Annotated in this window: 20 protein-coding genes; 8 read left to right on the top strand and 12 right to left on the bottom strand. The window is 55.6% G+C overall.

Going from position 1 to position 25,884, the window contains the following annotated elements; all coding sequences use genetic code 11:
- Positions 1-81 precede the first annotated feature (81 nt).
- Positions 82-933, bottom strand: coding sequence for a translation elongation factor Ts (gene tsf, locus AB6731_RS14465; RefSeq protein WP_008501911.1), 852 nt, complete (start codon positions 931-933; stop codon positions 82-84).
- 117 nt (positions 934-1,050) lie between these two features.
- Positions 1,051-1,776, bottom strand: coding sequence for a 30S ribosomal protein S2 (rpsB, locus tag AB6731_RS14460; protein ID WP_003856207.1), 726 nt, complete (start codon positions 1,774-1,776; stop codon positions 1,051-1,053).
- Positions 1,777-2,097: 321 nt separating this feature from the next.
- On the opposite strand from rpsB, the gene map reads away from it, so the two are divergent.
- The 4 genes from map (at position 2,098) to AB6731_RS14440 (ending at position 6,986) form a co-directional block, all read left to right on the top strand.
- Entirely contained in the window at positions 2,098-2,892 is a 795-nt protein-coding gene (gene map / locus AB6731_RS14455) for a type I methionyl aminopeptidase (RefSeq protein WP_014168699.1), read from the top strand.
- Positions 2,893-2,955: 63 nt separating this feature from the next.
- Positions 2,956-5,631: a bifunctional uridylyltransferase/uridylyl-removing protein GlnD gene (gene glnD / locus AB6731_RS14450; RefSeq protein ID WP_020882615.1), complete on the top strand. Its 2,676-nt coding sequence runs from the start codon at positions 2,956-2,958 to the stop codon at positions 5,629-5,631.
- A 32-nt stretch (positions 5,632-5,663) separates the two neighbouring features.
- Complete coding sequence (gene dapD, locus AB6731_RS14445; protein WP_371006497.1) at positions 5,664-6,488, top strand: 2,3,4,5-tetrahydropyridine-2,6-dicarboxylate N-succinyltransferase; 825 nt, start codon at positions 5,664-5,666, stop codon at positions 6,486-6,488.
- Positions 6,489-6,599: 111 nt separating this feature from the next.
- Complete coding sequence (locus AB6731_RS14440; RefSeq protein ID WP_014168696.1) at positions 6,600-6,986, top strand: DUF3461 family protein; 387 nt, start codon at positions 6,600-6,602, stop codon at positions 6,984-6,986.
- A 90-nt stretch (positions 6,987-7,076) separates the two neighbouring features.
- Here the strand turns inward: AB6731_RS14440 and cdaR are convergent, their stop codons facing one another.
- The 3 genes from cdaR to dgt form a co-directional block, all read right to left on the bottom strand.
- On the bottom strand, positions 7,077-8,234 hold the full coding sequence (cdaR, locus tag AB6731_RS14435) for a DNA-binding transcriptional regulator CdaR (protein ID WP_020882613.1): 1,158 nt from the start codon (positions 8,232-8,234) through the stop codon (positions 7,077-7,079).
- A 154-nt stretch (positions 8,235-8,388) separates the two neighbouring features.
- Complete coding sequence (degP, locus tag AB6731_RS14430; RefSeq protein WP_032679638.1) at positions 8,389-9,825, bottom strand: serine endoprotease DegP; 1,437 nt, start codon at positions 9,823-9,825, stop codon at positions 8,389-8,391.
- A 131-nt stretch (positions 9,826-9,956) separates the two neighbouring features.
- The gene (dgt, locus tag AB6731_RS14425; RefSeq protein WP_032679637.1) at positions 9,957-11,471 is read right to left on the bottom strand and encodes a dGTPase; all 1,515 of its coding nucleotides are present in this window, start codon (positions 11,469-11,471) and stop codon (positions 9,957-9,959) included.
- Between the two features lie 82 nt (positions 11,472-11,553).
- Between dgt and mtnN the strand changes: the two genes are divergently transcribed.
- Genes mtnN through AB6731_RS14410 form a run of 3 tightly spaced genes read left to right on the top strand, consistent with a single transcriptional unit; the run spans position 11,554 to position 13,696 of the window.
- A complete protein-coding gene (gene mtnN, locus AB6731_RS14420) occupies positions 11,554-12,252 on the top strand; it encodes a 5'-methylthioadenosine/S-adenosylhomocysteine nucleosidase (RefSeq protein WP_040018658.1) in 699 nt (232 codons plus the stop codon).
- Positions 12,245-13,045, top strand: a complete 801-nt coding sequence (btuF, locus tag AB6731_RS14415; protein WP_025205196.1) for a vitamin B12 ABC transporter substrate-binding protein BtuF — start codon at positions 12,245-12,247, stop codon at positions 13,043-13,045. Before mtnN ends, btuF begins: the two co-directional genes overlap by 8 nt.
- Before the next feature lie 27 nt (positions 13,046-13,072).
- Positions 13,073-13,696 carry a TRIC cation channel family protein gene (locus AB6731_RS14410; RefSeq protein WP_014168690.1) on the top strand — a complete coding sequence of 208 codons (624 nt, stop codon included), beginning with the start codon at positions 13,073-13,075 and terminating at the stop codon, positions 13,694-13,696.
- Positions 13,697-13,752: 56 nt separating this feature from the next.
- On the opposite strand, the gene erpA is transcribed toward AB6731_RS14410, so the two are convergent.
- Both erpA and clcA read right to left on the bottom strand, forming a co-directional pair.
- On the bottom strand, positions 13,753-14,097 hold the full coding sequence (erpA, locus tag AB6731_RS14405; RefSeq protein WP_013095643.1) for an iron-sulfur cluster insertion protein ErpA: 345 nt from the start codon (positions 14,095-14,097) through the stop codon (positions 13,753-13,755).
- A gap of 85 nt (positions 14,098-14,182) precedes the next feature.
- Complete coding sequence (gene clcA, locus AB6731_RS14400; protein WP_371006496.1) at positions 14,183-15,583, bottom strand: H(+)/Cl(-) exchange transporter ClcA; 1,401 nt, start codon at positions 15,581-15,583, stop codon at positions 14,183-14,185.
- A gap of 177 nt (positions 15,584-15,760) precedes the next feature.
- On the opposite strand from clcA, the gene hemL reads away from it, so the two are divergent.
- Entirely contained in the window at positions 15,761-17,041 is a 1,281-nt protein-coding gene (hemL, locus tag AB6731_RS14395) for a glutamate-1-semialdehyde 2,1-aminomutase (RefSeq protein WP_032681635.1), read from the top strand.
- Positions 17,042-17,097: 56 nt separating this feature from the next.
- Here the strand turns inward: hemL and fhuB are convergent, their stop codons facing one another.
- The 5 genes from fhuB to mrcB all read right to left on the bottom strand — a co-directional run bounded on the left by fhuB (position 17,098) and on the right by mrcB (position 25,789).
- A complete protein-coding gene (fhuB, locus tag AB6731_RS14390) occupies positions 17,098-19,080 on the bottom strand; it encodes a Fe(3+)-hydroxamate ABC transporter permease FhuB (protein WP_371006495.1) in 1,983 nt (660 codons plus the stop codon).
- Positions 19,077-19,967 carry a Fe(3+)-hydroxamate ABC transporter substrate-binding protein FhuD gene (gene fhuD / locus AB6731_RS14385; protein ID WP_014168686.1) on the bottom strand — a complete coding sequence of 297 codons (891 nt, stop codon included), beginning with the start codon at positions 19,965-19,967 and terminating at the stop codon, positions 19,077-19,079. Before fhuD ends, fhuB begins: the two co-directional genes overlap by 4 nt.
- Complete coding sequence (gene fhuC / locus AB6731_RS14380) at positions 19,967-20,764, bottom strand: Fe3+-hydroxamate ABC transporter ATP-binding protein FhuC (RefSeq protein ID WP_041162431.1); 798 nt, start codon at positions 20,762-20,764, stop codon at positions 19,967-19,969. Before fhuC ends, fhuD begins: the two co-directional genes overlap by 1 nt.
- A gap of 50 nt (positions 20,765-20,814) precedes the next feature.
- Positions 20,815-23,034, bottom strand: coding sequence for a ferrichrome porin FhuA (gene fhuA, locus AB6731_RS14375; RefSeq protein ID WP_014168684.1), 2,220 nt, complete (start codon positions 23,032-23,034; stop codon positions 20,815-20,817).
- Between the two features lie 229 nt (positions 23,035-23,263).
- Entirely contained in the window at positions 23,264-25,789 is a 2,526-nt protein-coding gene (gene mrcB / locus AB6731_RS14370) for a bifunctional glycosyl transferase/transpeptidase (protein WP_149376208.1), read from the bottom strand.
- Positions 25,790-25,884 lie beyond the last annotated feature (95 nt).

Here is a 25,884-nt window from a genome sequence, read left to right as displayed (position 1 = left end):
GCACAGGGATACTGGAGCCTGTCTGATTTCGTGTGACGGGTGACAAAAAGAAGCCGCCCTCAGGCGGCTCCTTTTCAATCATTAAGACTGCTTGGACATTGCAGCAACTTCTGCTGCGAAGTCAGTCTCAACTTTCTCGATGCCTTCGCCCACTTCGAAGCGGATGAAGCCAGTCACGTCAGCGTTGTGCTCTTTCAGCAGCTGAGCAACAGACTTGCTTGGATCCATAACGAATGGCTGGCCAGTCAGAGAAACTTCGCCGGTGAATTTCTTCATGCGGCCTTCAACCATTTTCTCTGCGATTTCTTTTGGCTTACCAGACTGCATCGCGATGTCCAGCTGAACCTGGTACTCTTTCTCTACCACTTCAGCAGACACGTCTTCTGGCTTAACGAATTCTGGTTTGCTTGCAGCGATGTGCATAGCCAGCTGTTTAACCAGCTCTTCATCAGCGCCTTTAGCCGCAACCAGAACACCGATACGTGCACCGTGCTGGTATGAACCCAGAACGTCGCCTTCCAGAGAAGCAACACGACGGATGTTGATGTTCTCACCGATTTTAGCAACCAGAGCAACACGTTCTTCTTCGAACTGTGCTTTCAGAACTTCAACGTCAGTGATTTTGCCCGCAACAGCTGCGTCCAGAACTTTGTTAGCAAATGCCTGGAAACCACCATCTTTAGCAACGAAGTCAGTCTGGCAGTTAACTTCCAGGATGATGCCGTAGTTGCCGTCGATCTTAGTGATGATCACGCCGTCAGCAGCAACGTTGCCTGCTTTTTTAGCTGCTTTGATCGCACCGGATTTACGCATGTTTTCGATTGCCAGCTCGATGTCGCCGTTCGCTTCAGTCAGCGCTTTTTTGCAATCCATCATGCCTGCGCCAGTACGCTCGCGCAGCTCTTTTACCAGGGATGCGGTAATTTCAGCCATTCTTAAATCCTCGGGAGATGTGAACTGCCCGGCCTGCGGCCAAACAGTGTAAATTGAAAAAAGGGGCCGATAATTGGCCCCTATTCATACACGGTACTAATAAGGGGTGAAACCTTATTATTCAGCTTCTACGAAGCTTTCTTCCGCCTGAGAAGCCAGATCCTGGGAACGGCCTTCACGAACGGTAGCAGCTACAGCGCTCAGGTACAGGCTAACAGCACGGATTGCGTCGTCGTTACCCGGGATAACGAAGTCAACACCGTCCGGATCGGAGTTGGTATCAACGATAGCGAATACCGGGATACCCAGGTTGTTAGCTTCTTTGATTGCGATGTGCTCGTGGTCTGCATCGATTACGAACAGCGCGTCTGGCAGGCCGCCCATATCTTTGATACCGCCCAGGCTGTTTTCCAGCTTGTCCAGTTCACGAGTGCGCATCAGCGCTTCTTTCTTAGTCAGCTTGTCGAAAGTACCGTCCTGAGACTGGGTTTCCAGATCTTTCAGGCGCTTGATGGACTGACGAACGGTTTTCCAGTTAGTCAGCATGCCGCCCAACCAGCGATGGTTCACGAAGAACTGATCGCAGCTGTTAGCAGCATCTTTCACAGCTTCGCTTGCAGCGCGCTTAGTACCAACGAACAGAATCTTACCTTTACGGGAAGAGATCTTGTTCAGCTCAGCCAGGGCTTCGTTGAACATTGGTACAGTTTTCTCAAGGTTGATGATGTGAACTTTGTTACGTGCGCCGAAGATGAAAGGCTTCATTTTCGGGTTCCAGTAACGGGTCTGGTGACCGAAGTGAACACCAGCCTTGAGCATGTCGCGCATGGAAACAGTTGCCATGTTTAAAACCTCTATATTAAAAGTTGGGGTTATGCCTCCACGTATCCCATATTACCGACCCCGAAGGGCACCCCGGAATATGTGCCGATACGTGTGTGTTGTTACACAAAGTGAGATTTGTCGCTTCCGTCCAGCCTGTGTATCTGAAATGGATCGGAAGTCCGGCGCGCTTTATACCACAAAACACGACCAGAAACCAACAGTTGTTGGCCGAGTGTGCTGTTAATGATTCTCAATTTGGCACGGGGTGCGCCTGACTGATACCATTAACGACACTTAGACTAGTATTGTCGAAAAAATCGACACTGATGGACAGATTACATGGCTATCTCTATTAAGACACCTGAAGAAATTGAAAAGATGCGCGTCGCCGGTCGTCTGGCCGCAGACGTGCTGGAAATGATCGAGCCGTACGTGAAGCCGGGCGTGAGCACGGGTGAACTGGACCGCATTTGTAACGACTATATTGTCAATGAGCAGCACGCGGTCTCCGCCTGCCTTGGCTACCATGGTTTCCCGAAATCCGTCTGCATTTCGATTAACGAAGTGGTTTGTCACGGTATTCCGGACAACGAAAAACTGCTCAAAGATGGCGACATCGTCAACATCGACGTGACGGTCATTAAAGATGACTACCACGGTGACACCTCTAAGATGTTCATCGTGGGCAAGCCGACGATTCTGGGCGAGCGTCTGTGCAAAGTGACGCAAGAAAGCCTCTACCTGGCGCTGAAAATGGTTAAACCCGGCATTCGCCTGCGCACCATCGGGGCCGCTATCCAGAAATTCGTTGAAGCGGAAGGTTTCTCCGTTGTGCGTGAATACTGCGGCCACGGCATTGGCCGTGTCTTCCACGAAGAGCCACAGGTTCTGCACTATGATGCAGATGACGGCGGCGTGGTACTGCAAAAAGGCATGACCTTCACCATCGAGCCGATGGTCAACGCCGGTGATTACCGTATCCGCACCATGAAAGATGGCTGGACGGTGAAAACCAAAGACAGAAGCTTGTCTGCGCAGTACGAGCATACTATTGTGGTAACAGACAACGGCTGCGAAATTATGACGTTGCGCAAGGATGACACCATCCCGGCGATACTCACGCACGATGAATGATAAAAAAGCCGGCAGATGCCGGCTTTTTTAATGGCTATAGCTTTTTCTTATGGGTGGCGCACGATGAGTAATCTTTTACCCGAACAGTATGCTAACACAGCACTTCCCACCCTACCCGACCAGCCCGATAACCCGGGCGTCTGGCCCCAGCAGGATCTGACCTGCGCCGGTATCAAGGCGCATATGGATGTCTTCCAGCGCTGGCTCGGAAGCGCATTTGATGCCGGTATCTCCGCGGAGCAGCTCATTGAAGCTCGCACCGAGTTTATCGACCAGCTCCTGCAGCGTCTGTGGATTGATTACGGGTTTGGGCAGATCAGTGACGTGGCACTGGTCGCCGTCGGGGGCTATGGCCGCGGTGAGCTTCATCCGCTTTCCGATATCGACTTACTGATTTTAAGCCGCAAAAAGCTGCCGGATGAACAGGCGCAGAAAATTGGCGAACTGCTGACGCTGCTGTGGGATGTAAAGCTTGAAGTGGGCCACAGCGTGCGCACGCTGGAAGAGTGCCTGCTCGAAGGATTATCTGACCTGACCGTCGCCACCAACCTGATTGAAACCCGCCTGTTGATTGGCGACGTCGCGTTGTTCCTGGAACTGCAAAAACACATTTTCAGCGACGGCTTCTGGCCTTCAGAAAAATTCTTCGCCGCGAAGGTCGAGGAGCAGAATCAGCGTCACCAGCGCTACCACGGCACCAGCTATAACCTGGAGCCGGATATTAAAAGCAGTCCGGGCGGACTGCGCGACATTCACACGCTGCAGTGGGTGGCCCGCCGCCACTTTGGCGCCACCTCAATGGACGAGATGGTTGGCTTCGGCTTTTTAACCGAGGCTGAGCGAAACGAGCTGAATGAGTGTCTGCACCTGCTCTGGCGGATCCGTTTTGCCCTGCATCTCGAGCTTAGCCGCTACGATAACCGTCTGCTGTTTGACCGTCAGCTCAGCGTGGCGCAGCGCCTCAACTACCGCGGTGAAGGTAACGAGCCGGTTGAGCACATGATGAAGGATTTCTTCCGCGTTACCCGTCGCGTCACTGAACTGAACCAGATGCTGCTGCAGCTGTTCGACGAAGCGATCCTGGCCCTGACGGCGGACGAAAAACCGCGGCCGATCGATGATGAATTCCAGCTGCGCGGCACGCTTATCGATCTGCGCGACGAAACGCTGTTTATCCGTGAGCCGGAAGCGATCCTGCGGATGTTCTACACCATGGTTCGCAACAGCACGATCACCGGGATCTACTCCACAACGCTGCGTCATCTGCGCCATGCGCGCCGTCATCTGACGCAGCCACTGTGCTATATCCCGGAAGCCCGATCCCTTTTTCTCAGTATGTTGCGCCATCCGGGTGCCGTCAGCCGTGGGCTTCTGCCGATGCATCGCCACAGCGTGCTGTGGGCCTATATGCCGCAGTGGTCACATATCGTCGGGCAGATGCAGTTCGATCTGTTCCACGCCTATACGGTGGATGAACACACGATCCGCGTCATGCTCAAGCTGGAGAGCTTTGCCAGAGAAGAGACACGCTCACGTCACCCACTGTGCGTCGAACTGTGGCCACGTCTTACCCACCCGGAACTGATCCTGATTGCCGCCCTGTTCCACGACATCGCCAAAGGTCGTGGCGGTGACCACTCGGTGCTCGGCGCGCAGGACGTGCTGAAATTTGCCGAACTGCATGGACTGAACTCTCGCGAGACGCAGCTGGTTGCCTGGCTGGTACGCCATCACCTGCTGATGTCCGTCACCGCGCAGCGTCGTGACATTCAGGATCCGGAGGTCATCAAGCAGTTTGCAGAAGAGGTTCAGACGGAAAACCGCCTGCGCTATCTGGTCTGCCTGACGGTAGCCGATATTTGTGCCACCAACGAAACGCTGTGGAACAGCTGGAAGCAAAGCCTGTTGCGCGAGTTGTACTTTGCCACCGAAAAACAGCTGCGCCGCGGGATGCAAAACACCCCGGACATGCGCGAGCGTGTACGCCATCATCAGCTGCAGGCGCTGGCGCTGTTGCGGATGGATAACATTGATGAAGAGGCGCTGCATCAGATTTGGGCGCGCTGTCGTGCCAACTATTTTGTCCGCCACAGCCCAAACCAGCTTGCCTGGCATGCGCGACATCTGCTTCAGCATGATTTGTCGCAGCCGATGATCCTCCTCAGTCCGCAGGCCACGCGCGGCGGTACCGAGATCTTTATCTGGAGCCCGGATCGGCCTTATCTGTTTGCTGCGGTTTGTGCCGAACTGGACAGGCGTAACCTGAGCGTTCACGACGCGCAGATTTTCACCACCCGGGACGGCATGGCGATGGACACCTTTATTGTGCTGGAGCCAGACGGAAGCCCGCTGTCGTCGGACCGCCATGAAGGGATACGTTTTGGCCTGGAACAGGCGATCACCCAGCGCAGCTGGCAGCCACCGCAGCCGCGTCGTCAGCCGTCGAAATTACGCCACTTTACCGTCGATACCGAGGTCAATTTCCTGCCGACCCACACCGATCGTAAATCGTTCCTGGAGCTGATCGCGCTCGACCAGCCAGGGCTGCTCGCCCGCGTCGGCCAGGTTTTTGCCGATCTGGGAATTTCGCTTCACGGCGCCAGAATTACAACCATTGGCGAACGAGTAGAAGATTTATTTATAATCGCCACCGCCGACCGGCGTGCCCTTAATAATGACCTGCAACTTGAAGTGCAACAACGGTTGACAGCAGCCCTCAATCCAAACGATAAAGGGTGACGTGTTTTTTAGTGAAATGGAAAGAGTAAACAATGCAGCAGTTACAGAACGTTATTGAGCCCGCTTTTGAGCGTCGCGCCGAGATTACTCCGGCAAATGTGGATACCGTTACCCGTGAAGCGGTTAATCAGGTTATTTCTCTGCTGGATTCCGGCGCGCTACGTGTAGCAGAAAAAATCGACGGTCAGTGGGTAACTCATCAATGGCTGAAGAAAGCCGTGCTGCTCTCTTTCCGTATCAATGATAACCAGGTTATCGACGGAGCAGAAAGCCGCTACTTCGATAAAGTCCCTATGAAATTCGCTGACTACGACGAAGCTCGCTTCCAGAAAGAAGGCTTCCGCGTAGTACCGCCAGCGGCCGTACGTCAGGGTGCGTTCATCGCGCGTAACACCGTGCTGATGCCCTCCTACGTGAACATCGGTGCTTACGTAGACGAAGGCTCCATGGTGGATACCTGGGCAACCGTCGGCTCCTGCGCGCAGATCGGTAAAAACGTTCACCTGTCCGGCGGCGTGGGTATCGGTGGTGTACTGGAGCCACTGCAGGCTAACCCAACCATCATCGAAGATAACTGCTTCATCGGCGCGCGCTCTGAAGTGGTGGAAGGCGTGATCGTTGAGGAAGGCTCCGTTATCTCGATGGGCGTTTACATCGGTCAGAGCACCCGTATTTACGATCGTGAGACCGGTGAAATTCACTACGGTCGCGTGCCGGCCGGTTCCGTTGTGGTCTCCGGCAACCTGCCGTCAAAAGATGGCAAGTACAGCCTGTACTGTGCGGTTATCGTGAAGAAAGTTGATGCGAAAACCCGCGGTAAGGTGGGCATCAATGAGTTGCTGCGCACCATCGATTAATCGGATATAACAAAAAGCGGGGGCCACCCCGCTTTTTTCATATCTGAGGGTGGCGAAAATAGATTTTTTCGTTAATTATTCAAAGGTTATGTTGAGATCAAGGGTACCGCTATGTACGATAATCTGAAAAGTCTGGGCATTACCAATCCTGATGAAATTGATCGTTACAGCCTTCGCCAGGAAGCTAATAACGACATTCTGAAAATCTATTTTCACAAGGACAAAGGAGAGTTTTTCGCCAAGAGCGTGAAGTTTAAATATCCACGCCAGCGTAAGACCGTCGTCGCTGACGGTGTAGGACAGGGATATAAAGAAGTTCAGGAAATCAGCCCTAATCTGCGCTATGTGATCGATGAACTCGATCAGATCTGTCAGCGCGACCGCACTGAAGTCGATCTCAAACGTAAGATCCTCGACGATCTGCGTCACCTTGAAAGCGTTGTCACCAACAAGATTAGCGAAATCGAAGCGGATCTTGAAAAGCTTACCCGGAAATAAACGCAAAACGGCAATCTTTGATTGCCGTTTTAGTGTTTGCGCCCTCTCCCGTGGAAAGGGATGGCGTAAGGGCATCAGGCCGTATTTCACTCATCTCTGCTCATCGAGCTGTAACGCCACATAAAGCAGCAGCCTGTCGTCAAAGCTCCCCAGATCCAGTCCTGTCAGCTCCGAAATCCGGTTCAGTCGATATTCCAGCGTATTGCGATGTATAAACAGCGCTTTCGACGTTGCCAGCGGCTGTACGTTATGACGGAACCACGCCTGCAGCGTCCGACGCAGCAGACCGTTGTTGTCCATCGCCTTGAGGCGCGCTAACGGACGTGCCAGCTCATTGGCCTGCCAGCCACCGCGCAGGCTGTCGAGCAGCACCGGCAGCATCAGATCCTGGTAGAAATAACTGCGGCTTTCCGGCATCCGCTGCTTACCCACCATCATGGTGGTGCGGGCAGTACGCCAGGAACGGGCAATACTGCCCGGACCGGTGAAGTAATTGCCCAGCGCGACGCGAAAACGAAGCTGACCATTCTCCTTCATGCGGGCTATCAACTGCTCCACGCGACGACGATGATCTTCTGCATCCCAGCGCCCGAACGCGTTCAGCGCGGGCTTGAGCACCACCATTTCCGTCAGAGAGACAATCGCCACCAGGTTATCGCGTTCCGGTGTCGCCAGCGCATTTTGCAGCTGCTGCAGCTCAGCCATCGCACTGTCGACACCAAGCTGGCCGCTGTCCACCTCAATTACCGCCACGACGCGCGGCTGATTCAGATCGATTCCCAGGCGCTGCGCCCATTCATTGAGTGCAGGGGTATGCTCATCCGCCTGAATCAGATTCATCACCAGCTCTTCACGCAGACGGCTGTCCTGGGCGAGCAGATGCATCAGGCGCGACTGCTCAAGCATCATCTCCGCCGTCATACAGACCAGTTCGCCATATTTTCGCAGCGACTCCGGCTCGCCGGTCAGGCCGATAACGCCGACAATTTCCCCCTCAAGACGCAGCGGTAAATTGATGCCCTGACGGACACCGTGCAGGTGTTTCGCCACTGCATCGTCGATGTCCACCACCCGCCCCTGGGAGAGCACCAGCAGCGCCCCTTCGTGCAATTCCCCAATACGCTCACGATCGCCACTGCCAATAATGCGCCCACGGGCATCCATTACGTTGATATTGGTATCAATGATGCGCATGGTGCGTGCCACAATATCCTGCGCCATTTTGGTATCGAGATGCCAGCCAGCCATGTAACCCTCCTGTGAGCAGAGCTCAAGCATAGGGAAGTTCAGCTACCGCTGCATTGTGCGAATGCACAAAGTGAAAGGGAGAAGTATGGAGTTGTGGAAAAGGTCACAGAAAGGTGAAAAGCCCCTGCTCATCTGAAACAGGGGCCTGAGAGGATTACTGCATCAGCAGGTAAATTGAGGTATCACCACGCTGAATATTCAACGCCAGCACGGAAGGTTTGCTGTCCAGAATTTTGCGCAGTTCAGCAATGTTTTTCACTGGCTGCTGGTTCGCACCCATGATCACATCGCCTTTTTTCAGGCCAATGCGCGCAGCCGGGCTGTTCGCTTTAACGTTGTTTACCACAACGCCTTTGTCCTGACCTTTATTGCTCATCTCGGCGCCTTCAATGCCGCTGAAGATGGTGCTGGAATCAACCTGATTCTGGCTGCTCTGCTGCAGTTCCAGGCTCACGTTAACCGGTTTACCGTCACGCAGCAGGCCGAGGGTGACTTTGCTGCCAATCGGCATGGAGCCCACTTCAGCACGCAGCGCGGCAAAGCTGCTGATCGGTTTCCCGTTCAGGGAGGTGATGACATCACCTGCTTTAATGCCCGCTTTCGCCGCGGAGGAGTTCGGCATCACCTGGCTGACAAATGCGCCGCGCTGGGCGTCAACTTTCATCGCCTTAGCCAGTTCGGAATTCAGTTCGGTACCCAGAATCCCCAGTTCACCGCGTTTCACCTGGCCATACTGCACCATCTGCGCGGTCAGGTTTTTCACCATGTTACTTGGGATAGCAAAGCCGATCCCGATATTGCCACCGTCTGGTGCAAGGATCGCGGTGTTGATACCAATCAGCTCACCGTTCAGGTTCACCAGCGCACCGCCGGAGTTACCCCGGTTGATGGCGGCATCCGTCTGGATGAAGTTTTCATAGTTTTCAGCGTTGAGGCCGCTACGACCCAGCGCGGAAACAATCCCCGAGGTTACGGTTTCACCCAGACCGAACGGGTTACCGATAGCGACGGTATAATCACCGACACGCAGCGCATCGGAGTCGGCAATTTTAATCGCCGTCAGGTTTTTCGGATCCTGAATCTGGATCAGCGCGATATCGGAGCGCGGGTCTTTCCCGACCACTTTGGCATCAAATTTACGCCCGTCGCTCAGCTGAACCTTAATGCTGTTGGCGTTATCAACAACGTGGTTGTTGGTCACGACGTAGCCTTTCGCCGCATCGATAATCACACCCGAGCCAAGCGCCATGAATTTCTGCTGCTGGCCACCCCCCTGGGTGTCATCCCCTGCACCACCGCCCTGACAGAACGGGGAGCTCTGGAATGGCGAACCGTCCTGGCAGAAAGGTGAGTTATCACCAAAGAACTGCTGGAAGTTACGCGGCATACGCGGCGTATTGACGGTTGTGCTGCCCTCAACGTTAATACTCACCACCGATGGCATCACTTTTTCGAGCATCGGTGCCAGGCTTGGCATCTGCTGCGCGGTCGCTGCCGACGATGCGGTCTCAGCTGCAGTAGCAGTCAGAGGAGACAGCGCTAAACCTAAACTCAGAGCCAGTGCACTCATTGCTAATGTGGTTTTTTTCATGTGTCTTAATCTCGATTTACAGATAACGCAAAATTGCTGTGTAACTCAGATTCATTTTATACCGCTTAGTTCCGGCCATAAGTTTATGGAAAAGGTAAAAATTTATTGGCCGTCTTTACAAAACTCCGTGCTTATTCCACCGCCATGAGCTTGCGGTATTCATCCCAGGCATACAAATCTGTCATCCCGCTGATATAGTCCTGGATAAGACGGCAGCGATAATAATATTCCAGCACCGGCCACTGGGGCGACTGACGATCCAGCTTGCCGATGGCTTCGACATAAGCCAGACGGTGGCGGGTTGAAAGTTTCTGATAAAGCCGGGATTCAATCGGTATTCGCCGCACGCGCTCTTTTTCCACCAGCTCGCTGAACTCGTCGACGGATAACTGCAGCAGAGGCCGATAGATTTCGAGTAACCCACTGATAACCCTGTATCCCTGCAGCTCAAGCTGTTCAACATCCGGATGGCTGAAAACATGACGCACGGCCACGTTTTTATAGAGCTCAAGAAGCTGGCTAAAGCTGCTGTCATCTTCCAGCAACGCATGGTTGAATTCGCCGCTATAAATTAACGGCAGGTTGTCTATAAAGCGCGAGGCGGCATAAGGCACCAGTTTATTTAATGTATTGACCCGTAAATACATAAAGAACTGATCTTCCGTGCTGCGGCTTAATGTATTTGAACGCGATTTCTCCCAGGCATTTTCGACAACCTGAGCAAACAGCGAGCCTTTTTCATGCGTTCCCCAGGCCTCATAAAGATGCTGATAAAGTTCTTCGACGCTGAATATTCTTTTCTCAACGGCGTCTTCCAGGTCGGCAACACAATATGAAATGTCGTCGGCAGCTTCCATAATCCAGGTTAAGGGGAAACGGCCGTTTGGTGTCAGAGAAAGTTCTTTACGCAGGCGCTCAATATAGGCTTCTTCAGAAAGATAATAGCCCGGCTTTTTCATCAAATAACTGTGCGACGCGGGCGTCTCGCCCATCCACCAGGCCGGTCGCGTATATTTCAGGATGCACCCCACCTGTGCCCAGGTCAGGTTCATACGCATCAGGGAGTGTACCAGCCGGATCCCCTGCGCATTGCCTTCGAAGTGACAGAGGTCGTGACGGACTTTACGCCGCAGGTCGTTCAGCGCATCTTCACCTTCGCGCAGGCGTAAATCCCGCACCAGGCAGCGGTCATCGCTCAGAGGCTGGCTTACCGCATCAGCAGGATAAAGCCGCTGTTTAAACCAGTCATTTATGGCGGCTTCACCAAAATGACCAAAGGGCGGGTTACCGATGTCATGCATCAGGCAGGCCATCTCAACGATGCTCTCAAACGGCCCGGTCAGCTCATTCAGCCCATAGGTTTCGAGAAGCTGCTGCTCTTTGAGACGGCTTAAAATCTCTTTGGCAATATAGCGGCCAACCTGCTGAACTTCCATAGAATGCGTTAAGCGCGTGCGCACCGCAGCGTTACGTTCAAGCGGAAACACCTGGGTTTTTTGCTGTAAACGACGGATTGCCGGCGAGTTTATGATCCGCCCGCGATCGCTTTCGAAGATACGCAGGATCTCATGCTCGCTCTTGTCGCCCTGCGGCGAACGGAAACGTCGGTGCCAGTTAATTTTGGTGCGAAAATCGATTGGTGACATGTGCTCCCCCGCGTGAGAATGCGTTTCCTCTTAACCGCATGATAGACTATGCATCTTAACAAGGCACATCGCGAGTAAATCTATGAAAATCGGCATTATTGGTGCAATGGAAGAAGAAGTTACGCTGCTGCGTGACAAAATTGAGAACCGTCAGACTCTCTCCCTCGGTGGCTGTGAGATCTATACCGGCCAGTTGAATGGCGTTGACGTCGCTCTGCTGAAATCAGGCATCGGTAAGGTTGCTGCTGCGCTGGGCGCGACCCTGCTTCTCGAACGCTGCAAGCCGGACGTTATCATTAACACCGGTTCTGCAGGCGGCCTGGCGTCGACGCTGAAAGTCGGTGATATCGTTGTTTCCGATGAAGCGCGTTACCACGATGCAGACGTTACCGCATTCGGCTACGAATACGGCCAGCTTCCGGGTTGCCCGGCCGGGTTTAAAGCCGATGACAAACTGATTGCGGCGGCTGAAAGCTGCATCGCTGAGCTGAACCTCAACGCGGTGCGCGGCCTGATCGTCAGCGGTGATGCGTTCATCAATGGCTCCGTCGGCCTGGCGAAAATTCGTCATAACTTCCCTCATGCCGTTGCTGTTGAGATGGAAGCGACCGCCATTGCTCACGTTTGCCATAACTTCAACGTTCCGTTCGTGGTGGTCCGCGCCATCTCCGACGTGGCAGACCAGCAGTCTCATATCAGCTTCGACGAGTTCCTGACCGTTGCGGCAAAACAGTCCACCGTGATGGTGGAGCGCCTGGTGCAGAAACTGGCTCGTGGGTAACCCATACATCAGGGCGCTGGTCGCCCTGCTTTTTCTCGCACCGGCATGGCTATTTGCCGCGCCGCGTGTGATTACGCTCTCTCCGGCAAACACCGAACTGGCCTTTGCCGCCGGGATCACGCCTGTCGGCGTGAGCAGCTTTTCGGATTACCCTCCGCAAGCGGCCCATATTGAACAGGTGGCGACCTGGCAAGGGATGAACATTGAGCGCATCGTGGCGCTTAAACCCGATCTCGTGCTCGCCTGGCGCGGCGGTAACGCCGAGCGGCAGGTCAACCAGCTCTCCTCGCTTGGGATCAAGGTGATGTGGATTGATGCGGTGAGCATTGAGCAGGTCGCTCAGGCACTGCGTTCTCTGGCCCCCTACAGCCCTACCCCAGCAAAAGCCGAGAATGCCGCGAAACAGATGCTCAGCGACTATGCCGCGCTGAAATCCCGCTACGATACCCCCGTCAAAAAACGCATCTTCCTGCAGTTTGGCAGCCAGCCGCTGTTCACCACCGGGAAAGGATCCATTCAGAATCAGGTGCTGGAAATCTGCGGCGGTGAAAACATCTTTGCAGCCAGCCGGGTGCCATGGCCTCAGGTCAGCCGGGAACAGGTGCTCGCACGCCAGCCACAGGCCATCGTGGTGGTCGGAAATGCGAGCGAGATTCCTAAAATTGAACAATTCTGGCAACGTCAGCTAAAAATACCGGTGATCCCCCTCACCAGTGACTGGTTTGAACGCGCCAGCCCGCGTATTATCCTCGCCGCAAAACAGCTCTGTGCCGCGCTGGCAGAGAGTCACTAACAACATACCCCGCTCGAGGATTTAACGATGCTCGTTTATTGGCTGGATATTCTTGGCACAGCCGTTTTTGCTATCTCCGGCGTTTTACTCGCCGGAAAACTGCGCATGGATCCGTTTGGCGTACTGGTGCTGGGCGTGGTCACCGCCGTGGGTGGCGGGACAATCCGTGATATGGCCCTGGCGAATGGCCCGGTATTTTGGGTAAAAGATCCAACCGATCTGGTGGTGGCGATGGTCACCTGTCTGTTGACCATCGTGTTGGTTCGCCAGCCCCGCCGGTTACCGAAATGGATACTCCCGGTACTGGATGCCGTCGGTCTGGCCGTCTTTGTGGGCATCGGGGTCAATAAAGCCTTCAATGCGGGAACGGGCCCGATGGTGGCCATCTGCATGGGCGTGTTAACCGGGGTCGGCGGCGGGATTATTCGCGACATTCTGGCGCGTGAAGTTCCCATGATCCTGCGTACCGAAATCTATGCCACGGCGTGTATTATTGGTGGGATTGTTCACGCGACGGCGTATTACACCTTTGCGATGCCGCTAGAAAATGCAGCCATGCTGGGTATGGTGGTCACGCTGGGGATACGGTTAGCGGCGATACGCTGGCATCTGAAGCTGCCGACGTTTGCGCTGGATGATAATGCACGATAAGCGTTGTTTATAAGCCCGGTGGCGCTACGCTTACCGGGCTTACGACTGCATCCCTGTCAGATGCTGAACGAAGAGCCACATCCACAGGTACTTGTCGCGTTCGGGTTAGTCACAACGAAGCGCGAACCTTCCAGGCCTTCAGTGTAATCCACCGAACCACCCACCAGGTACTGCAGGCTCATCGGGTCAACCACCAGCGCAACGCCCTGCTTCTCGATAGTCATATCGCCGTCATTGACCTGATCGTCAAAGGTAAAACCATACTGGAAGCCGCTGCAGCCGCCACCGGTAATATAGACACGCAGTTTCAGATCCGGATTGTCCTCGTCGGCAATCAGGGTTTTCACTTTGTTGGCTGCTGCTTCGGTAAATTCCAGCGGCAACGCTACGTCATCACTCATCTTATGCTCCCATGAATACTGCTACTGCTATTGGGTAAAATTCACCCAATTCTTTATGTCATTATCTAATACCCTGGTAATTCATTCAAGTATTCTGCGTCTGGGCCCGCTCGGCCTCTTGTTTTGCCAGGGTACGGGCAAGAATGGTGGAGTATAGCGGTTTTCCACCCAGGAATTGGGCTAATAGTGTCGCGCCGAGACAGGTAATGATCATTGGCAAAATGAGCTGGTAATTATCCGTCATCTCCAGAACCAGTACGATGCCGGTCAACGGCGCGCGCAGGGACGCCGCCAGCAGCGCGCCCATTCCGGCAATAGCAAAGGTCCCGGCGTCCAGATGATAGGCCGGGAATCCGGCAGCAGCGCCCATGCCAAACGCGGTTCCCAGAAGCGTACCCAGCGCCAGCATCGGGGCAAAAATACCGCCAGGCGCACCGGAGGAGAAGCACAATACGGTGGTAATCACCCGCGAAATAAACATGAACAGCAACAGACCAATGCTGAAATTACCCGCCGCGGCAATCGGTATCAGCCCGAAGCCACCGCCTGCGGCATTGGGCTCAATGAAGCCGAGCACGCCGCAGGCGCCGCCCAGCAGTCCGCCGATCAATACCCAGCGGGTGGTATTCCCACCGTGAATGCGCTGGAACATATCCTGGGCGCGTAAGATAAGCGTGTTAAACAGCGGGCCAACCACGCCAAAAATCATGCCGAGGATCAGGTACAGCCACAGCGTATTCACCGGCGCATTGGTCAGTTTCCCCACCTCAATCACCGCCCCTTCGCCATTAAAAATGCGAAAGACAATGCTCGACATAATGACGCCGGTGAATACCGCTTTTATCGAGATAAGGTTGTAGCGAAACTGTGCCCGCATCTCTTCAATAATGAACAGGATCCCCGCGAGCGGTGCGTTGAACGCCGCCGAAAGGCCGGCCGCCGCCCCCGTTGCCAGCAGTGTATGTCGCGCCTCCGCACTGCGCATGCGAAACAGATCGCCGACCATGCGCCCAACGTTTCCGCCCAGCTGCACCGTTGGTCCTTCGCGCCCGAGCACCATGCCTGCCCCGAGCGTTCCCATGCCACCGATAAATTTTACCGGGATGACGCGCCACCAGCGAACCGGCCTCAGCTCTTCCAGTGCGCCTTCTATTTCAGGGATCCCGGAACCGCCTGCTTCCGGCGCAAATTTACGGACCAGGAAATAGCCCACCATGGCAAACAGCGCAGATAAGCCAAAGGCCCACACCCATACCCATCCACCGCTATAGGCAAAACCCGCCACGGTTCCAATTCGCCAGTTCATTATCGCGTTAACCGCTTTTTCGAAGGCGATACCCACCAGCCCGGCAATTGCGCCGACCACGGCAGCGGCCAGCAGGATAGCCAGCGGCGTTTTATCACGATTAAGCAAGCGCCGGATGCTGATACGGTGCTGCGCACGTCTGAACTGCTGTTCAGTATAAGAATGAGTGTCTGCTTTCATTACCGTTTCTTTTCGTCATACAAATAACCGCAGGGATTTTACCAGAGTGCGTAATATCATCCCGTGAAAAATACTTAACAATTGTTTGGGCATGAAAGGGGGCAAAAATTTCATTACCTTCCGAGGATCACTTAGAATAGTGTGCTTAATCATTTTATACGAACCAGGAACGACGCCATGAGCAAGTCTGAAAACCTCTACAGTGCAGCCCGCGAGCTTATCCCAGGTGGCGTGAATTCGCCTGTTCGCGCCTTTACCGGCGTAGGCGGTACGCCGCTGTTTATCGAACGTGCTGACGGCGCGTATCTGTATGATGTCGATGGCAAAGCCTATATCGATTATGTCGGCTCCTGGGGTCCGATGGTGCTGGGTCACAACCATCCTGCTATCCGCAATGCGGTGATTGAAGCCGCCCAGCGCGGCCTGAGCTTCGGCGCGCCAACCGAGATGGAAGTGAAAATGGCGGAACTGGTCACCGAACTGGTCCCGACAATGGACATGGTGCGTATGGTGAACTCCGGTACCGAGGCCACCATGAGCGCGATCCGCCTGGCACGTGGCTTTACCGGCCGTGACAAGATCATCAAATTTGAAGGCTGCTACCACGGTCATGCGGACTGCCTGCTGGTAAAAGCCGGCTCCGGCGCGCTGACCCTCGGTCAGCCGAACTCACCGGGCGTACCGGCTGACTTTGCGAAGCATACCCTGACCTGCACCTATAACGATCTGAACACCGTTCGGGCAGCCTTCGAGCAGTATCCGCAGGAGATTGCCTGCATCATCGTTGAACCTGTCGCAGGCAACATGAACTGCATTCCTCCGCAGCCGGAGTTCCTGCCGGGTCTGCGCGCCCTGTGCGATGAGTTTGGCGCTCTGCTGATCATCGACGAAGTGATGACCGGCTTCCGCGTCGCGCTGGCGGGGGCACAGTCTTACTACGACGTAGAGCCGGACCTGACGTGCCTTGGCAAAATCATCGGCGGCGGCATGCCTGTCGGTGCATTCGGGGGACGTAAAGAGGTGATGGAAGCGCTGGCGCCGACTGGCCCGGTCTACCAGGCGGGCACCCTTTCCGGCAACCCCATTGCGATGGCCGCAGGTTTCGCCTGTCTGACCGAAGTCGCGCAGCCGGGTATTCACGAAACCCTGACCGACCTGACAACTCAACTGGCCAACGGCCTGCTGGAGGCCGCGCAAGAAACCGGTATTCCTCTGGTGGTAAACCACGTTGGCGGGATGTTCGGGATTTTCTTCACCGATGCGAAAACCGTGACCTGCTATCAGGATGTGGTGAAGTGTGACGTTGAACGCTTCAAGCGCTTCTTCCATCTGATGCTAGAAGAAGGTGTCTACCTGGCACCATCCGCGTTTGAAGCAGGCTTTATGTCCGTCGCGCACAGCGAAGACGATATCAATAAGACTATTGATGCTGCGCGCCGGGTCTTTGCGAAGTTGTAAGACAGAAACGTTCTGCTGCCCTCTCCACCCGGAGAGGGCAATACCCCACCGTCCTTCTACCTGCTTTGCTTTCTCAACAAATAGATAAAGTACGGCGCACCGATAAACGTCGACAGCAACCCGGCAGGTATCTGGTACGGGAACAACACCATCCGCCCCAGCCAGTCGGCAACCACCAGTATTACGCCCCCCGTCAGCGCCGACATCACAATGTGCGGCATCGTGCGACGAAAGCCCATCATTCTGGCAATGTGCGGCGCCATTAAGCCGACAAAGCTCAGCGGGCCGATGGTCATGGTGGCCGTTGCCGTGAGGCATGCGGCCAGCAGCAGTAACCCGATACGGGACGGCGCCAGGGCCATCCCCACCGCACGCGCGGTCTCGCCGCCCAGCGGCAGAATGGTCATCCAGCGACGACACAGCGGCACCATCGCCAGCAATACGATCATTGCAATCCCGGAATGCACGACCTGGCTGGCGGTGGCGCTGTACGTTGAACCGGAGATCCAGGTCAGGATCTTGGCCATACGCGGATCGCCACTCGCCTGCAGCATCATCAGCAGCATAGTAAATGCCGTGCTGAGCGCCATCCCGGCAAGCAGCATCCGGTGAGGGGAAAACCCGCCACGCCCGGAGGCAATGAGGATGATCAGCAGCGTCACCGCCGCGCCAACGCTCCCGGCAGGCATCAACCAGCCGAAGGCATTTCCCGGCACCAGGAACAGCATCAGGACCACGCCAAAGGCGGCACCAGAACTGATACCCAGAACCTCCGGGCTGGCCATCGGATTACCGGTCAGACGCTGGATAATACAGCCCGCCACCGCCAGCATAACCCCGGCGATTAACGCCGAGAGAATGCGCGGCCAGCGCCACTGCATGAGTTCGTTAAGCAGATCCCCAGACGCCCAGTGCCAGCCCACCGCATCGCGTCCGAAAGCGAGCGCGGCAAATGAGATAACAATCAGCACTGCCAGCCCGGCAAGGCTGAACCCCAGCACTGACTGGCGCTCAGCATAGACCTTATCGCCAGCATCCATCGCTGGCGCGCTGATACTGCGCAGACGCGGCAGCAGCCACAGCAGCAGCGGTGCACCGATAAGCGCCGTCATCGAACCGGTAGACACTTCCATCCAGACGCGTGCCAGCCAGAGAATGATTTGATCGGAAAGCCAGAGGATCAACGCGCCAATCAGCGGGGCTAACATCAGGCGCGCCAGCAGGCGGCGCGCACCGAGCATTTTTGCCAGCAGCGGCGCAAATAGCCCGATAAACCCGATGATGCCTACCGCATTTACCAGCAGGGCACTGAGCACAATTGCCAGCGTCAGCGCCCCCAGACGGGCCAGCGACAACGCCAGCCCCAGGTTACGCGCCACGCCATCGTCAAGACCCATCAACGTCAGCGGGCGCAAGAGCAGCAGCGTCAACACGACGCCACCGGCGAGCTGCGGCCACAGACGCTGCACGACGCTCCAGTCGGTCTGGGTGAGCGTACCGGTGCTCCAGAGGAACATGCTCTGCAGCTGATCGTGATGGAACAGCACCAGCAGCTGATTAATCGCGCCGCAGTACAGGCTTACCACCAGCCCCGCAAGAATAAGCGTGACGGGGGAGAGACGTTTGCCCCAGGCGACGCCGAATACCAGCGCGCCCACCACACACGCACCGGCGAGGGCAGCAAACTGCGAGGTCAATGCCCCAGGCAACGCCCAGAGTGTGGTAATCGTGATCCCAAGCTGTGCCCCGGTCGCCACGCCAAGCGTCGTCGGCTCGGCCAGAGGGTTACGCAGTACCTGCTGGAATAAAACGCCCACCAGCCCTAATCCCGCACCGACCAGCAGCGAAATCGAAAGGCGCGGCAACAGACTGTAGTGGAACAGCATTTGCTGAATATTATCGATATCTGGCGTCACCAGCGCCGCACGCCACTGGTCGCGCGGTAAGGCCGTCGACAGATTGAACCAGGTCAATGCCAGCGCGCACAGGAAAATGAGGCAAAGTAACAGTGCCGGGAAACGGGCAATACGCTTACTCATGCCTGGCCTCCCAGCGCGTTGTCCAGCACGCGGGCAAAGTGCATGGCAGAAAGCGTCGCGCCGTAGAACCATACCGCAGGTGCGCGCAGGAACCGTTTTTCACGCACAAACGGCATCGCCTGCCAGAGCGGCGTCGCCATCAGGGTTTGCATCTCCCGCTCGTTGCCGTGGTCAAAGCACAACACATCGACATCGCGAAATGCCGCAAGACGGTCAATCCCCACGGCGGTGCTGCCCCAGAAGGTCATCTCTCCTTCCCAGGCATTACGAATACCAAAACTGTCGAGCACGTCCTGGAACAGGCAGTTTTTCCCAAAGACCAGCATATGGCGGGCATCCAGCAGCGTCACCATCAGCAGCGGGCGATCGCCCCGGTGAGCAAAACGCGGCTTCAGGGCGTTAATCAGGGCATCAAAATCGTCGAGATGTTTTTTGGCCTCAACCTCACGGTTAAGGAACAGTGCCATCTCGTGGAGGGAGTTTTTCGCCATCGCCAGCGGATTTTTACCGTCGCTGAAGGAGAAACCACGGCCGGGCGCAATCCGTGCCATTGTCTCTTCTGACGGGCCGTAACCTGCAGACCAGAACAGGAATGACGGCTTCATCTGGGTGAGCAGTTCGAGATTTGGCTCGGTGCGCAGGCCGATGTCGATTACCGAGTCCGGTAGCCTCGGCTCATTCACCCATAGCCTGTAGTTGGGAATATCCGCCACACCATAGGGCGTAACGCCCAGCGCCATCATCAGCTCTACCGGCAACCATTCCAGCGCCACAATGCGGTGTGGATCGACCGCAGCCGCACGCGCGGTATTCATTTTTAACAGCAGCGGTGAAAGCGCCATTGCCGTCAGCAGACGACGGCGACTCATCAACATAGAATCCAGCATCAGTACACAAAGCTCACCGGTGCAGCCCCGGCAGGGTGAGGCAAAATCCCCATTGGAATACCGTAAATGTGTTCCAGCGTTTCACTGCGCATCAGTTCAGATGGCGTCCCCTGGGCGATCATCTCACCGCCGCGCAGGGCAACGAGGTAATCGCAGTAACGCGCGGCCATGTTGATATCATGCAGGACCGCGATAACCGTCAGACCGCGCTGCTGGCTTAAACGATGCACCAGCGCAAGCACGTCGACCTGATGGGCAATGTCCAGCGCAGAGGTCGGTTCGTCGAGCAGCAGGCAGCGGCTGTCCTGGGCCACCAGCATTGCTATCCACGCGCGCTGACGTTCCCCTCCTGACAGGCTGTCTACCAGACGGTGGGCCAGCGGTTTTAGCCCCACCAGCGCAATCGCCTCTTCCACTTTCTCTCTGTCGGCCACGCCGAAACGGCCAAGCGCGCCGTGCCACGGATAACGCCCAATCGCCACCAGTTCACGCACGGTCATCCCCTCCGCCTGCGGCAACTGCTGCGGCAGATACGCCACTTTGCGGGCAAAGGCTTTACTGCTCCAGCTCTCCAGCGGCTGACCGTCCAGCAGGATATCGCCTTCTGACGGCAGCTGATGGCGGCCAAGCATTTTGAGCAGCGTTGATTTACCAGAGCCGTTGTGACCAATCAGGCCTGTCACTTTACCTGCCGGGAAGGTCAAAGAGAGCGGATGCAGCAGGGTGCGTCCGGGCACGCGAAAGGAGAGATTATTGAGCGTGAAGGTGGTGTCGGATTGCGTTTGATTATCCTGCATATCGGCCAACTTAAATAAAAAGGGCACGGCGAACCGTGCCCGAAGAGAGATTAGAAGCGGAAGGTCGCGGTGGCGACAACCTGACGTTCAGCACCCCAGTAGCATGCATAATCCTTGTAGCAGCTGGAGACATATTCCCGATCGAACAGGTTATTCACGTTCACCGCCACAGATGACCCCGGCAGACCCAGACGGGCCAGATCGTATTTCACCATCGCATCGGCAAGGGTGTAGCTCGCGACGTTAAACGGCTGATCTTTTTTGTCGCCGCTTGAGTAGTAGCTCACCGTGTTACCGATGTAACGGGTACCGGCACCAATCGTCAGGCCGCTTAAGGCCGTGTCGGTGAAGGTGTAATCTGCCCACAATGACGCCTGATTACGCGGCACTTCCGCCGGACGTTTACCTTCAAAGGTGCTGTCATGGGTGTACTCAGCATCAATAAAGCTGTACGCCGCGGTCACGTTGATATTGGCGTTAACCGCTGCCTTCGCTTCCAGTTCGAAACCGCGAGAACGGATCTCACCGGTCTGGATACTGTGAGTATTCGTTGGATCGTTCGGATCCGCCGTCAGGTTTTTATCCTTCGTCAGTTGGAACAGCGACGCGGTGACCACAACCGGCAGGTCTTTCGGCGCGTATTTCACACCCGTTTCATACTGCTTACCGCGGGAGGGGTCGAACGGTGTGCCGTTACGATCGGCGCCCGATACCGGCTCAAACGACTCGCTGTAGCTGAAGTAAGGCGAGATACCGTTATCAAAGAGATAGTTAATCCCCCCGCGCCAGGTGAAAGCCTGGTCGTGGTTTTCAGCCAGCGAATCGGCCGTACCGCGCGTCAGCGTTGAAGCCATCACGTAGTCGTAGCGTCCGCCCAGCGTCAGCACCCACTTATCCCACTCCGCCTGATCCTGAGCATAGAGCCCGGTCTGTTCATTACGGTTAACGACGGAATAGTTAGACCATGGCAGGTTGGTGTTGATGTTCGCGTTGCCGTAATCCGGGTTCTGGATATCAATAGGGTCGGCGGAACCGTACAGCGCATTGATATCATTACGCATACGCGAGTAATCAACGCCCGTCAGCAACGTGTGGTCTACGGCGCCCGTCGCGAATGTCGACTGCAGCTGAGTATCCACGGTGAACATATTCAGATCTTCATCTGAACGCACGTAAGCACGGTTAATCTTGCCAGGCTCAGCGTAGCCATTGCCGTAAACAGAGCGGTAGAGCGTATGCACTTTTGCGTAACGCAGATTCTGACGCACGGTGAACGTGTCATCAAACTGATGCGAGAAGCTGTAACCAATCAACTGCTGGCGACGAGCCATCTTATTATCCGCTTCACCTTCGTTGAAATCGGTTGGGATCTTATGCTCATTGCCGTTTGCGTCACGGTATGGCACCACGGTCCCTTCCCGTGGCAACCAGCCGTAGTAGCCCGCTTCCGGATCGTTCTGGAAATTGCTCAGGAAGGTGAAATCGGTTTTGTCATCCGGACGCCAGCTAAAGGAGGGCGCAATCGCATAGCGGGTTGATTTTGACATCTCCTGCTGTGCGTTCTGACTACTGCCAAGACCGGTCAGGCGGTACGACCACACGCCATCTTCATCGATTGCATCACTGAAATCGAAGCCCGTTTGCCACAGGTTATTGGTCCCCATTTTAAACTGGACTTCTTTCAGCGGCTCGGTCAGTGGGCGTTTGCTCACCATACTGACGATACCGCCTGGATTGCTGTTGCCGTAGAGCACAGACGTAGGTCCGCGCATCACTTCTACGCGCTCAAGGAAGTACGGATCCATGGAAGCTTCGGAGTAGTTATTCCCCATCAGCTTCATGCCATCGAGATACTGGTTGGTGTTCACCGTCGAAGGCGCGGTAAAACCACGAATTGAGACCACATCATAGGTGGTGGAGCTGCCGCGGGTCGCAAACACGCTCGGCGTATAGCCCAGCGCCTCTTTTACGGTCGCTGGCTGGCGGCGTTCCATTTCATCACGCGTTACCACGGAAATAGACTGCGGGGTCTTTTCAATCGCGGTATCGGTTTTGGTCGCCGTTGCCGTGCGTTTTGCTGCGATCGTTGGCGCAGGCCCCCACGGACTTTCCTGGGCGGCAGGCGCGGCAGTGACGGTGATGGTTTCTTCTTTTTTCTGGGTTTCAGCCGCATGTGCATACGTAGACATGCCGGCAACCGCTGTGGCTACGACGACCGCGATTTTTCGCAGCGACGTGTGAATTGGCTGAGCAGTATTGGAAAGCGCCATGTTTATCTCTGATGGAAAAGTGAATGATAACGTAAACGAGAATTATTATTATGACCGCAGAATAATATGCGAAACGCTGGCTGCATAGCAAGCAGTAAGCAGCCCTACGAGAATTAAGGGTTTAAGAAATAAACAAGAGAAAACGAAGGGTTAATCAGAATGAAAACGAGGGTTATGGAAATGGAAAGTACAGGTAAAAAAATCCCCCCTTTCGGGGGGATGTGAAGCGTTAGTTACCGCCGAACATATCTTTAATCCAGCCCGCGACACCGTCGCTGTCTTTTTTCTCATTCTGCTGCTGCGGCTGTTGTTGCGGCTGCTGCTGAGGCTGAGAAGACTGCTCGAACGGGTTACCCGTCGGTTGCTCTGGCTGGCTTTGCTGGCACAGCGAATCCGGGTTGGTGGTCCAGACAGGCAAGGTACGAATACCGCCGCCACAGACAAAGTTACCGGAACCGTCCACGCCCATATCGACAATATCTTCCGGCGCCACCAGATTCAGCGGTACCGGAGACTGATTCGCCAGATAGCGCTGGTAAATCGACATCGCCCCGCTCGCACCGTACAGTTTGGTTGGCTGGTTGTTATCGCGGCCTACCCAGGTGATCACCACTTCACGGCCATCGATACCGGCGAACCAGGTATCCACGTTGTTGTTGGTGGTCCCAGTTTTACCTGCCAGATGCAGGCCCGGATACTTCGCACCCAGTTGACGTCCGGTCCCCCGCTGCACAACCTGCTGCATCGTCCACAACGTCATATAGGCCGCCTGCGCTGGCACGGCACGTTCCGCTTGCGGGAAGCTCTGATACAGCACGGAGCCGTCCTCAGCAATCACCGAACGCAGGGCAGAGAGCGGTGCACGGTTACCCCCGCTGGCAATGGTCTGGAAGGCCTGAGCCACTTCGATCGGCGTCAGGTTAAGCGCCCCCAGGATCATCGCCGGAACAGGATGGAGCTGATCTTTCGGCACACCCAGTTTCTGCCAGGTGTCGACAATCGCCGGCAGACCGAGCGCCATACCCAGGTTCACCGTTGGCACGTTCATCGAGCGGGTCAACGCATCCACCAGCATGACCTGGCCGCTGAACTGTTTATCGTCGTTCTGCGGAGACCATACCTGGCCGTTAGGCTGGCGCAGGGAAATCGGCGCATCGGCAATCCAGGTATTCAGGCGATACTGGTTAGGCTGACTCAGGGCGGTAAGATAGGTTGCCGGTTTTGCCAGTGAACCAATCGAACGTCGCGCCTGCATTGCACGGTTGTAGCCTGCGAACTGCGGCTCAGCACCGCCCACCATGGCGCGAACTTCGCCGGTGTTACGGTCAACCACCACCATCGCGGTTTCAAGATCGCTCAGCTTACGCTGTTTCTTCAGCGCCGGGATGCCTTCCACCGCAGCTTTTTCAGCGGCTTCCTGCGCCACGGAATCGAAGGTAGTAAAGATCTTCACGCCGGAGAGATCTTTCACCTTATCACCGAGCTTGCTTTGCAACTCCTGACGCACCAGCTGCATAAACGCAGGCTGAGGCGAAATCACGCCACCGCGCGGCTGAACGCCGAGTGGACGTGCGCTCAGCATGTCGTACAGCTCCTGGTCAATCACCTGCTGCTGTTGCAGCAGACGCAGCACCAGGTTACGACGTTCCAGTGCCAGTTTCGGGTTACGCCACGGGTTATAAATGGACGCCCCTTTCACCATGCCCACCAGCAGCGCCTGCTGGTCAAGGCTCAGCTCTTCCACCGGACGACCAAAGTAGTACAGACTTGCCAGCGGGAAGCCGCGGATTTCGTTATCCCCGCTCTGACCGAGGTACACCTCGTTCATGTACAGCTCAAGGATACGATCCTTGCTGTAACGCGCATCCATCAGTACGGCCATGTACGCTTCGTTGGCTTTACGCCAGTAAGAGCGTTCACTGGAGAGGAACAGGTTCTTCACCAGCTGCTGGGTCAGCGTACTCGCCCCCTGCACCGTCCGTCCGGCGGTCAGGTTAGCCAGCACCGCACGGCCAATCGAGTAAAGGCTGATGCCATCATGCTCATAGAAGTGACGGTCTTCGGTTGCCAGCAGGGTATCAACCAGCAGGTCCGGGAAGCCGTTACGGGCAACGAACAGACGTTGTTCGCCGTTCGCCGACGAGAGCATGGTGATCAGACGCGGATCGAGACGGAAGAAACCGAACTGACGGTTGTTATCCATGTTCTCGATGGTGTCCAGACGATCGCCGTCAAAGGTCAGACGCGCACGCACCTGGCCCTCTTTGCTGTCCGGGAAATCAAACGGACGGCGGATCATCTCAATGCTTTTCGCCTGCACGGTAAATTCGCCAGGACGCGTCATTTTCGACACCTGACGATACTGGGTGGCTTCCAGCAGTTTCACCATCTCGTTCTTGCTGATGGACATATCTGGCTCAAGGTTCACCATGCGGCCATACACCGCCGCAGGCAGTTGCCAGACTTTTCCGTCGATACGGCTACGGATCTTCTGATCCAGATAGACGCCGTAAATCGCCATCAGCACAACAAATACAATGAACAGCTTCAGCAGCAGCCAGAACCAGCCGCGCTTGCCCCGAGGCTTACGCCCTTTGCCTTTCCCTTTACGCGGCATCGGTTCTTCATCCTCATAATCGTCTTCATAGTCATCGTCATAATCCTCATCTCTGAGGCGACGACGGCTTACCTTTTCTTTCGCCGGACGCGTTGGTTTTCCCTTACGTCCTATTGGCTCGCGGTCATTCCCCGCCATGCTTTTTCTCCGCAACTTTCAGGCGCAAGGGCCCGATTCTCTTTTCTTCCACTGGCCTGTGAAAGAAGAAATCTCTCAAAGTAAACAGCAAGACC

Origin of the sequence: Enterobacter sp. RCC_40, assembly GCF_041360735.1 — a bacterium.
GTDB lineage: Bacteria > Pseudomonadota > Gammaproteobacteria > Enterobacterales > Enterobacteriaceae > Enterobacter > Enterobacter ludwigii.
This window is presented reverse-complemented; position numbering and strand designations above follow the sequence as displayed.